The sequence below is a fragment of the Mesorhizobium sp. PAMC28654 genome, from assembly GCF_020616515.1.
In the GTDB taxonomy this organism is placed as follows: domain Bacteria; phylum Pseudomonadota; class Alphaproteobacteria; order Rhizobiales; family Rhizobiaceae; genus Mesorhizobium.
The window spans coordinates 6,690,963-6,701,426 of record NZ_CP085135.1 but is presented as its reverse complement, the minus strand read 5'-3'; the positions used below and the strand labels follow the sequence as shown (position 1 = coordinate 6,701,426).

General features: G+C 60.2%; 12 protein-coding genes and 1 pseudogene. 2 read left to right on the top strand and 11 right to left on the bottom strand.

Annotated features, from left to right (window positions below; genetic code table 11):
• Positions 1 to 418 precede the first annotated feature (418 nt).
• The 11 genes and pseudogenes from LGH82_RS33210 to LGH82_RS33160 all read right to left on the bottom strand — a co-directional run bounded on the left by LGH82_RS33210 (position 419) and on the right by LGH82_RS33160 (position 9,082).
• Positions 419 to 1,279: a hypothetical protein gene (locus tag LGH82_RS33210; protein ID WP_227346736.1), complete on the bottom strand. Its 861-nt coding sequence runs from the start codon at positions 1,277 to 1,279 to the stop codon at positions 419 to 421.
• A 3-nt stretch (positions 1,280 to 1,282) separates the two neighbouring features.
• Complete coding sequence (locus LGH82_RS33205) at positions 1,283 to 1,591, bottom strand: hypothetical protein (protein ID WP_227346735.1); 309 nt, start codon at positions 1,589 to 1,591, stop codon at positions 1,283 to 1,285.
• Positions 1,588 to 2,970, bottom strand: coding sequence for a portal protein (locus LGH82_RS33200; protein WP_227349748.1), 1,383 nt, complete (start codon positions 2,968 to 2,970; stop codon positions 1,588 to 1,590). The genes LGH82_RS33205 and LGH82_RS33200 overlap by 4 nt, the downstream gene beginning before the upstream one ends.
• Positions 2,971 to 2,983: 13 nt before the next feature.
• Positions 2,984 to 3,877 carry an IS21-like element helper ATPase IstB gene (gene istB, locus LGH82_RS33195; protein ID WP_227344001.1) on the bottom strand — a complete coding sequence of 298 codons (894 nt, stop codon included), beginning with the start codon at positions 3,875 to 3,877 and terminating at the stop codon, positions 2,984 to 2,986.
• A pseudogene (istA, locus tag LGH82_RS33190) lies at positions 3,874 to 5,350 on the bottom strand (IS21 family transposase). Before istA ends, istB begins: the two are co-directional and overlap by 4 nt.
• Before the next feature lie 181 nt (positions 5,351 to 5,531).
• Positions 5,532 to 5,906: a portal protein gene (locus LGH82_RS33185; protein ID WP_227346734.1), complete on the bottom strand. Its 375-nt coding sequence runs from the start codon at positions 5,904 to 5,906 to the stop codon at positions 5,532 to 5,534.
• A complete protein-coding gene (locus LGH82_RS33180) occupies positions 5,907 to 6,098 on the bottom strand; it encodes a hypothetical protein (RefSeq protein WP_227346733.1) in 192 nt (63 codons plus the stop codon). It abuts the gene before it with no gap.
• Positions 6,099 to 6,125: 27 nt separating this feature from the next.
• The gene (locus LGH82_RS33175) at positions 6,126 to 7,640 is read right to left on the bottom strand and encodes a terminase (protein ID WP_227346732.1); all 1,515 of its coding nucleotides are present in this window, start codon (positions 7,638 to 7,640) and stop codon (positions 6,126 to 6,128) included.
• Complete coding sequence (locus tag LGH82_RS33170) at positions 7,637 to 8,002, bottom strand: hypothetical protein (protein WP_227346731.1); 366 nt, start codon at positions 8,000 to 8,002, stop codon at positions 7,637 to 7,639. The genes LGH82_RS33175 and LGH82_RS33170 overlap by 4 nt, the downstream gene beginning before the upstream one ends.
• Before the next feature lie 83 nt (positions 8,003 to 8,085).
• On the bottom strand, positions 8,086 to 8,484 hold the full coding sequence (locus LGH82_RS33165) for a hypothetical protein (RefSeq protein WP_227346730.1): 399 nt from the start codon (positions 8,482 to 8,484) through the stop codon (positions 8,086 to 8,088).
• A gap of 154 nt (positions 8,485 to 8,638) precedes the next feature.
• Positions 8,639 to 9,082 (bottom strand): hypothetical protein, encoded by a 444-nt coding sequence (locus LGH82_RS33160; RefSeq protein WP_227346729.1) that lies wholly within the window; start codon positions 9,080 to 9,082, stop codon positions 8,639 to 8,641.
• A 468-nt stretch (positions 9,083 to 9,550) separates the two neighbouring features.
• On the opposite strand from LGH82_RS33160, the gene LGH82_RS33155 reads away from it, so the two are divergent.
• Complete coding sequence (locus LGH82_RS33155; RefSeq protein ID WP_227346728.1) at positions 9,551 to 9,886, top strand: hypothetical protein; 336 nt, start codon at positions 9,551 to 9,553, stop codon at positions 9,884 to 9,886.
• Positions 9,887 to 9,918: 32 nt separating this feature from the next.
• Entirely contained in the window at positions 9,919 to 10,440 is a 522-nt protein-coding gene (locus tag LGH82_RS33150; RefSeq protein WP_227346727.1) for a hypothetical protein, read from the top strand.
• The last annotated feature ends 24 nt before the right edge of the window (positions 10,441 to 10,464 follow it).

Below are 10,464 nucleotides of genomic sequence, written 5' to 3'. Positions count from 1 at the left end.
TTTCCTTACACCCGAGAGTTGAGTTGAACCGATTGGTTTGGTTCGGGGTGTTCGGTACGAGCCGGCCCGAGAGTGGACGGTCAGCGGCCCGGCAAGCCGGGGTGTTCGCTCAGCTCGTCATCCGGCATGTCGTTAGGGAGGGAGCGCGGGCCGGGAGGCTAGAAACGACCCGCGCTCGGGTCACAGGGACACGCTAGAAGACCTAGCAATGATTATTAAATCATACCACGGTATGATTTGTCAATCACCTTGGAGAACGAAATTGGCCAGGGTTCTGGCTACCTCGATTATGGACATAGCCTCGTATGCGGCGTGCGACGCCACTACGCGGGCCGAGACAGCCTGGACACAAGCAAGGCGTACCTGCTGCCTCCACTTCTCCTCGGCCGGCGCGACGAATGGTGCGGCGACGGGCTGATCACTTTTTGGCATATGCGATCCTCTGGAGGTCGGAGTGCTTCCGCGTGTTGACGGCGTGCATCGGGTCTTTGGGGTTCATCAGACTGTCGACGAACGCCTTGTCCCCGGACATTTTGGCCAACTCGACACGGGCGCCCTCGGGATTGGAGAACGGGCTGATCGACGGGGCGCCGTCGCGGAACGGAGCCTCGACACCCATGCGTTCGCCGAGGACGGCGAGCAGTTCCAGGTTCGCGGCGACGCCGTTGGCGGCGTCCAGGCGACCCAGCATTTCGGCCGACAGGCCAAGGGCTTTCGCTGCTTTCGCTCCGCTCGCGATGAGCTGGTCGTACTGGCCGGCGCCCTGGGCTTCGTATTTCGACTTGAGCTGCGCGATGCCAAGTTCGTTCTTGGCCTTGGCTTCCTCTGCCATCTTGGCGCCGGCTTGCTGGACCCACTCGTTGTTCTTGTCGGCGAGGAGCTGCGCCTGGTCGGGCCGGAGGCCGGCGTCCTTGAACCAGTTCTTGGCCGTCTCGACGTAGGTCTGATCGACCTGGAGGCCATCGGCGAACTTGAGATCGTACTTGGTGTCGGCGCCAATGCCGTTCACCGTCTTGTACCAGCCGGACTGCTGCTGTGGTGAGGCATCCGCTTTCAGCTTCTCGATAACGTCGCCACTGCCGGAATGGATACGCATAAGATTGTAGTTGGCTGCGGCCAGGTCGCCGGGGGTCTTGTAGCCCTTGGAGACTACGTGGTCGCGGGCAACACCCTCGGGAATACCGGACACCCAATCGGTCGGGGCGGCCGGTGCAACCGGGGCGATTGGAGCTACCGGCGCGACCGGTGCGACCGGGGCGGTGATGATAGGATCGGGCATTGGTTACTCCTCAATTTTCCGTGGGTTGAATTTCTCGGCATTGTACTTCTGATACAGCGCGGCAGTGTCGAGCCCGGCGTAGTCGAAGATGCGGTGAAGCACCTCCTGCCGGCCGATGAGAACATCGGTCATGCGCTGGTCGTGGTGATAGACGCCCTTGTCGAAGTGGCAGAACTTCATCAGGTCATCGAGGACGGCCTGGCGATCGCCGCGCGGATCGTCGACCGTATCGAAGACACGCGAATATGCCTGACTGCGCCGGCTGAATATCCCCCGTACCAGCGCCCTAGCCTGCTCGATGATGTCGCTCATTTTGCACCGTTGGGGCCGGACGCCTTGACCAGCCCGGTGAGAGCGGGCGCGGCGGCGACGGCCTGTTGCATCGTGGCCTGCTGGTTCTTCTGCTGCTTGAGTTGTGCAAGCGCAGCCGGATCACGCTGCCATTTGGATGGCACGGAGTTTGCCCACATGATGTCGGGCATGGCCGCTTCCATATCGATGACGAGCAGCGGCGTCGGGTCTTGCGTCGCCTCGACGTAGGGCAGCACGATGGAAATGGTGCGCGTCAGGCCGGCAACGTCTTCGGCCCTCTGCATTCTGGATAGGGGGCCGTCGAACTCCACCTTGTACGCGCCGGCAGCTTCTACAAGCTCGGGTGGCATCGGGGGCAGCATTCCCTGCTCATTGAGCAGATCAAGCTCGCGGTCGATGAGCACGCCGAGGCATTCGGACTGCTGACGACCGGCGGTCGGAGCAAGCAAAGCGCCCTTCTCGCGAACGCGCTCAATCACTTCGGTCGCGGTCATCTGCGGATTGTCTGTCAGGATTTGGAATAGGGTGACGAGGAAGATATCGTTGATGTCCTTCCGCTCCATCTCCATCAGGTCTTTGCCGACATCGACACGCCCGTTGTTGCCATACTCCTGGACTAGCTTCTGGCCACTGGCGCTGACGCCGCCGGTTATGATCGCGCCGGGCCGGAGATCGGTGCCGTCGAGGATGCCATCGTCGAAGACCAGGGTGATCGGGTCGACCGCCCGGTGGCCTTGCTTGAGGATGATGCGCTTCTCCTCGTTCAACGTCTTGATGGCCGGCAGGGCAAGCATACCGGGCGACCGCCCATATGTTTCGCCGGGGGCCGTCACGTAGCGGTTGACGGGGAATGGCCAGGTCCGGTAGCCGCCGGCTTCGACGACTTGCTTGCCTTCGATGCTGACGTACTCAGACGTGAAGGTCATCGCCCGGTGATCCAGGGCGTGCGGAATGATAAGCTTGTTGCGCTCGACATACTGGACGAACTCAAAGTCCGGCCGCTCGCTGCGCTTGCCAATGGGCTTGTCGTATTCGATGCGGATTTGCGGCGGCAGCATGTCCAGGCCGAACATGTCGACGGCCTGCCGGGCAGAGAGCTTAAATGACCGCAGCGCCGTGTTGATGCGGCCCTGGTAGTCGGCGATGTAGAAGATACTGCCGAGGTGCATCGACCCGTAGCGAAGACCGCGCTGCCCCTTCTCGCGGGGCTTCTCGACCCGGTACTGGCCGGTGCCGTAGGCGCCCATGCTGATGTAGCTCTCCTGCTGCACGGTGGCGAATGCCGAATGTGCCGAGTAGCGCTGGGCGAACAGGATGGCCGTCACGTCATCGAAGTAGTTCTTATAGCGCGACGATCTGGATGAGACGTGAGCGGCGATCTGGATGAGATTCTCAGGTCGCGGTCACGTGCAAATTATCATGCTGATTGTCGCTGGCAAGGCCTTCATCTATTTCTGATTGCCGCTCCGCGACAAGTTCGTGTTTGTTCTTGATTGTCGCGTAAGAGGCTGGCCTGCCGCGCTGGCGTTTGGCTTCCATGGCGGATCTGCGCCGGTAGCTTTCGACGTTCATCTCGAAGATCGTTGCGTGGTGAACAAGTCGGTCCACTGCGGCGAGGGTCATGGCGGGGTCCGGAAAGATTCTGTTCCATTCTCCGAAGGGCTGATTGGCGGTGATCATGATGGAACGCCGCTCATATCTTGCGCAGATGAGTTCGAAGAGCACGCTCGTTTCGGCCTGGTCCTTGGTGACGTAGGCCAGATCGTCGAGGATGAGCAGATCGAACTTGTCGAGCTTGGCGATGGCGGCTTCGAGCTGCAGCTCTCGCCGCGCGATCTGGAGCTTCTGCACGAGATCGGTGGTTCGGGCGAACTGCACGCGCCAGCCGTTCTCAATGAGGGCGAGTCCGATCGCTGCCGCAAGATGCGACTTTCCGCCACCGGGTGGGCCGAACAACAGGATATTGGCGCCCTTGGCGAGCCAGCTGTCACCGGCGGTCATGGCCATGACCTGGGCCTTGGAGACCATGGGTACGGCGTCGAAGGCGAAGCTGTCGAGCGTCTTTCCGGGCGGCAGATGCGCTTCGGCCAGATGCCGTTCGATCCTGCGATGTGCCCGTTCGGCCAGCTCATGCTCGGCGATGGCCGAGAGGAACCGGGCGGCGGGCCACCCCTCTCTATCGGCCTGCTCGGCAAATTGCGCCCAGAGCGTCTTGATCGTCGGTAGCCGGAGTTCGTTGAGCATGATGCCGAGGCGGGCTTCGTCGATGGTGTGGGCGTTGCTCATGCGACGTCTCCCACATGGGTTGCCCCGATCAGGGCTTCATAGCCGTTAAGGGAAGCGAGTTGCACCAAGACGGTCGGCAGCCGTGCGGGGTCCGGGCCGAGGAGGGTTCGCAAGACGGCAATATCGGGCAGGTCGCCGGCGTCGAGGGTCTCGGTGAGTTGCTCGGCAAGCTCACGCTCGCAGCCTCGATCGTGGGCCAGCGCCAGCAGATCGACCATGATCTTGCACGCCTGCCTGTCCGGCAGCCGCTCAATGAGCTCGTCGAAGGCCCTGCGGTATTCCTGCCGCGGGAAGAGCTTGTCACGATAGACGAGATTAAGAAGCGCCATCGGCTTTTTGCGCAGGGAATGGATGACGTGCCGATAGTTGACGACCTGATCGTGCCTCCCGTCGGCATGGCCTCGGCCCCTGGGCAGCGTCATCAGCTTTGTTCCTCCCATAAAGACCTCGAGGCGATCATCGAACAGGCGGATGCGAAGCCGATGTCCGATCAGGCGGGAGGGGAACGGTGTAGAAGACCTTGCGCAAGGTGAAGCCGCCGGTCCGCGACACGGTGACGACCACCTCCTCGAAGTCGCTGGTCCGCTGGTCTGGAAGTTCCTGCAGTTGAGGGCGTTCGGCATCGATGCGCTTGCCATGATTGGCGTTGTGCCGGCTGACGATCTCGTCGATGAAGGCTCGATACGCGCCGAGATCGTCGAAATTTCTGCTGCCGCGCATCAGAAGGGCGTCACGGATGGCATCCTTGAGATGGCCATGGCTGCTTTCGATCGAACCGTTCTCGTGCGCGATGCCCTTGTTGTTGCGGGTCGGCGTCATGCGGTAGTGCGCGCAAAGCTCTTCGTAGCGATGCGTGAGATCCTCCTTCGCATCGGCGCTGAGGTTGCGGAAAGCCGCCGACAGGCTGTCGCTGCGATGATAGAGCGGCGCTCCCCCAAGCGACCACAGCGCGTTCTGCAGTCCTTCGGCCAGGGCCACGAAGCTCTCGCCGCCGAGAATGACATGGGTGTGTTCAAAGCCGGACCAGGCGAGCCGGAAGTGGTAGAGTAGATGATCAAGAGACTGGCCGGCGGCGATCGACACGTCAAGGCTGCCCATGTCGGTAAAATCCGATAGCCCGAGTCGGCCGGGTTCGTGAAGCTGGCGGAAGATAACCTCCTGCTCTTCGCCGTGGATGGCACGCCATGACCGGATGCGCCGCTCCAGCGTTCGGCGAATGCCCGCGCTCAGTTCCGGGTGCCGCCGCAGCATCTCCTCATAGATGGCGACAACACGGATGCCTGGCGCCGCCTTCAAAAGGGGAACGACCTCGGCATCGAAGATATGCTCGAGAGGGTCAGGCCTCCGCCGGCCACGAGCCTTTTGCTTTTGCGATGGCAGGTGCGCGTCCGTCTTGATGCGATAGGCCGTCGCCCTGCTGATCGACGCCTTGGCGGCGGCGACCTCGATAGAATTGTTTTGTCGGTACTTCATAAAAAGCCTCGTCTGATGATCGGTTACATGGCGACCCGGCACAAAGATGGTTCTCCATTCCAGAAAACCACCAAGCTACCGGGCCGACCGCGATCATAAGACGCTGAAAAATTGCGCGGCGGCGGGGGTGTAACTCCGGTCGGGCTACGCCCTCCCTTCGTCACACCCCCGCCGCCGAGTCTCATCCTGATTGACGCTGAGTCTCACCTTGTTTGTCGCCGCGCAAGTTCTGGACACGGAGGATTTTCTTGAGCTTGGGATCGTTCTGCGTCAGGCTGTGCCAAGTCGAGCCTCGCGGTGTGAGCAGGCTCTCCATCGCGGCGCCGAAGCGCTCCAGACCTTTGGCGGCCGTCGCGTCCAGGATCATGTCGGTTCGCTTCGAACCTTCGATGTTCATCTGGTTGAAGAACGCATAGCGGTCGCGCGGCAGCATACGCTCGGCGATCTCGACGCAGTGCGCATCGAGCGTCGAGCGGTCCTGGCGAAGCTGGGCGAGGAGATTGGCTACCTCGGTGCCACGGCTCGACGAGGGGGCTGGCGTTGCGGTGATATCCATTTACAGGCCGAGGAGCTTGGCGGTTGACGTGATCGGGTTGGGGACGCCCATGCCACCGGTCGGGTTGAGGGACTGGAAACCGCCTGCCGAGGCAGCGGCGAGCTGCGCGGTGCTGGTCGCCTGACCGTCCTGCGTCGTCTTGATGGGCAGGGGTGCGGGTGGCAGCGGCGTCGGCGCGGGAGCGTGCATCATCAGCTTTATCCAATCGTGATCCGCTTATCATATCACAGAGAATACATCGTAGTCAAAGCCGGTTCTCACTGTGGACTTGCGTCGACGCGCCCGATCCCGGCGGGATATCTTGCGGGCGAACGTCAGGGCCAAGGCGTCGGCGTCATCCGGTGAGGCCAGGCCGCGACGCTTCATGTCCTTTTTGCTTTCGATGAAAAGCTGCTGCTTCAACGTGTGGTCATACATCGGGCCGCACAAGTCCTGGCGCAGCTCCAGGTCTTCAAGCAGCGTGCCGCCCTCGACCAGCCAGGTCTTCATCGTCGCCCACATCTCGGCTTTCTTGTCGCGGAACCGGACGGGATCGTCAGCCGGGCCGGAGTTGACGCGGATGAGCTTGTAGCCCATGCCTTTCATGATGTCGGCGACGCCGAAGCCAACGCCGATCTCGTCGATGAATACGGCATCCGGCTCGAACCGGTCGATCAGCTCGGCGGCTTTCGTCGCAACAGTGATGCTGTCCTGGCCCCGATCGCGATCAACGGCCAGCTTGATAGGCGGGATCGAGCGGCCATCCATGCCCTGGCGGAAGCGCATGACACACTTGTCGCCGCCGCCAACCGCAACGTCGATGCCCATGAGGAGCGGCGCCCCTTCATCCTTCGGCACGGCCGGCCGGGCGAAGCTCGCGTCGACCAGGCCCTCGGGGATGAACTGCATAGCGCCGGATCGCGGGAACATGCCCCGGACGCGGACGCGCACATAGTCGCTGTCCTCGCCGTATTGGCTGACCATGCGATCCAGGTATTTCTTGTTGGTGATGCGGACGGATCGGCTGTCGACGTTGGCCGTATACCAGAGTGCGCGGTCCTGGTGGAAGCAGCGGAAGAACCGGCCTTCGTTGCGCGTCGGGTTGCCGAACTTGAACCAGAACCCCTCCCCGTCCGTCAATGCGCCGGAGATAACTTCGGAGATCGTGTCGGGAATGGCGGATGCCTCGTCCTCGATCATGATGATGGACGAGCCTGCGTTGTGGGCTCCGGCGAAGCCTTCCGACCTTTCGGTAGACCAGGTGACGGCTTCGAACATGTAGTTCTTGCGGCGATCCTCGGGATACTTGGCGTAGTAGAACGTGGTGGCCGTCCAGGTGAACCAATGCTTGTTGATGGACATCGAGTGCCACTTGGCCAGCTCCGGCCAGGTCTTGCCCGACAACTGGTCGCCAGTGTTGGCCGTGACGAAGCCGCGACAGTCGACGCGGGTCGACATCAGCCAGATGATCACCCATGAGACGGTGGCGGACTTGCCGATGCCGTGGCCGGACGCGATGGCGGACTGCCAGACCTCAAGCTCTTGGCCAAGGTCTTTGAGGTCGAGGTTCTTGGTGATGTGGTCGGCGAGCGCCTGAAACATGCGCCGCGTCCAGACATCTGGACCATCGGGGAAATTCTCAAGCGCCGTCCCCTTTTTACCCCACGGGAAGGCGAACATGACGAAGCCCAGGGGGTCGGCGTAGAACCCGCCGATCTCCTGGGCCAGTTGTCTATCAAACTCAAGCGGTGTCACTGGACCGGTGCGGGAGCCGGCTGGGCGCCTGCAACATCGGCCTGGACGGTTGCCGGCGGGAAAGCCTGACCGCTGACGGCGGATACCGGTGCGAGATGATCGGATACGGCGGCCACGGCTGCATCGGCCACGCTGCCAGCGTTCTGCTCGACGGCGACCGCGATCGGCTGGGCTGCACGGATGACGGGCTCTACCTTGATGGCCAGGGCCGCCATGTGGATATCGAACTCATCCTCGTAGCCGGCGAGCAGGCTCTCGTAGCGCGCGATGGCGTCGTGGTTGAGATAGAACTCGTAGATGATGGCGACGATGACCGCCGCGAAGACGACGAGGGCGAATATGAGGATGAATTGATTGGCCACGGCTGGTTGCCTCCTGGGCTGTGCTGGGACTGGAATTGCGACCAGTTTAGCGCGTCGGCTGGCCGACTGCAACGATTTTCATATCACAGTATGTTTTCTATATCGACGAGAAGCCGCGAAGCAGCCGCCGCCTCCCGCTCCTCGGCGTGCCGGATAGCGTGACAGTTGGCGCAAAGGACGATGCACTTCTCAACCTCGACCTCAGAGGCTTGGAAGGTCTTGGCCCTGCTCAACGCGAAGCTCTTGTTGCCGAGGTGGTGGAAATGCAAAGCGGCGGGGCAGGCGCTGAAACCGCAATCGACACAGCCGCGCGCGAGCTTGATTTTTGAGAGGTTCGCCTGGACCCGTTTCGCGCGCCGGGCCTTGTTCGGGCCGGCCGCCCGCCGCTGCGAGGCAGTTTTGCGCCGCTCGGTCACATACACGTAAACGCGCTGTTCCCCGGCGGCGGTCGTGTACTTGATGCGCTTTACATGCTTGGCCAATTGGAAACTCCTCACGCGCGAGGGCCGCGCTATTAGGTGTGGGGTATGCAAGCTTTTGGGGTCCGATCGAAAGTTCGGGGTACGGCGCGCCGGCATCCCCCTCCTCGGACATAAGCATTCTTTCCCTGGCGCTGATGATCCACAGTCAGCGGCGCTAGTCGTCGAAGATGTCTGATATTGTTACGTTTTTTGCGTCGATGGTTATTTGCTGGTCGCTTGATGGTCGAGGGATGCGCGATATTGCCTCTTTCAAGATCGAGGTCAAATCCGCATTATGTTGTGTCTCGACCGTGAGCTTATCACCATATGTTGTGGCAACACGCTTGCTCAGAAGCCAGCGGCGATTTTCCGAAACGACGCGGGCCATTAGTGGGTCGCGCACTCTCAAATGTATGTTGAAAAGCGTATCGGCTTGAGCCTCCGCGCCAACTTCCTCCGCAATCGAAAATGCCAGTTGCAAATCAGGGTTTCCCTTTCGATCCCGGAGAAAGGCGCGCGGATCGATATCGAACTCCGCGCAAGCTTCCGTGATCGTTGTGCCTTCCGAAATGCGATCGAGAACGGCCGTATAAGCTGAAAAATTGATGAGCGATGTCATGGGCTTAATTATATCACAATCGTACCACGATGAAAAAAACTAACCAAGGTATTGACGATTATCGAAGAGTATAAGAAATTAATATCACGGTTTGAAAAACGGACCGGACAAGCAACAAACCGAAAAGGGAATTGCAAAATGCGTAAGGCTCACAAATTCTTTCTCGATAACAAGTCGCATTGCTTGGCCATTCTTTCGTTGACTGTAATAGTCATCCACTACGTTGCGCCTGAATTAGAAGTGCACGCAACCGCGTTGATTGGTGTTATTTGCGTAGAATGCTCGTGAAACTGGCGGGGCTGGACACGGCAAAGCTTTGTCCAGCCCGATATGAAAATCTAACCATGAAAGGAAAATATCATGCGTATCGTCAAAATCCTAATTCGCTGGCACCGCGAACAAATCACTGCCCGCGCATCCCGCGATTACTGGTTTCAACAAGTCTATGGCTATTGAAAGGAACATACTATGCGTGAAGCTCTCATGATCATTCCGAAGGCCGACAATCACGGCCACGATCTATCCAACGTTCGCAAAGCAACATTGACGCGCATGATTGACGCTTTTGGCGGCTGCACGGTTCGCGATGCCGAAGGCTATTGGTTGGACAACGGCAAGCTCTATCAGGAACCGGTAACAGAACTAGTTTCAGCCTATACGCCCACTGATTTTAACGATGCGACATTGCGGGAAATCGCAACGCAAGCCGGCCACGATGCCAAGCAATTGGCCGTTTATGTCAGGTTCGCCAGCGGCGAAGTCGAATTGATCAATACCGCGCCCGCCTATGCCAACGCCGCCTAAAAACGTTCTGTTATGCCGCCCGTCGCGGCGGCATGATTGAGCGCTTGTGCTCGGGTTGGAAGGAAAATCAGATCATGACAATCACCATGTACCACGGAACGCGCGCCGCATATCTGCCCGCGATCGGCGAGCAAGGTCTATTGCCGCAAGCAAAGCCGGGTAATGACGCCAATTGGAAAGAGGCGCGCAAATGGTCCGACGAGGAACGCAATCGCTCCGTTTATGTCTCGCCAAGGGCGGCCATTGCGTCGCTGTTTGCCGAACGATTGGCGACAGAGGCCAACGATGAAGGCGTGATCCTTCAAATCGAACTGCCCGACGAGGAGCGCTCCCGCCTGCACATTGACGAGGCTGGCGCCGATCCGAAGGGTGATGCCGACAACAGCGGAATGCGCGTCAACGATTTCCAACGGTTCGACGGGCCTATCAAACGCGAATGGATCAAGGCTGTCGCGTTTCAAATTCTAATTCAGTTTCGCCGCTTCGCCATTGCGCCGACGCATCGCATGGCTGACGGTGGCGAAAAGGCCAAAGGTGATCCAACCCACCGATGAGCCTTTCAGCCGGTCAGGGCTTCA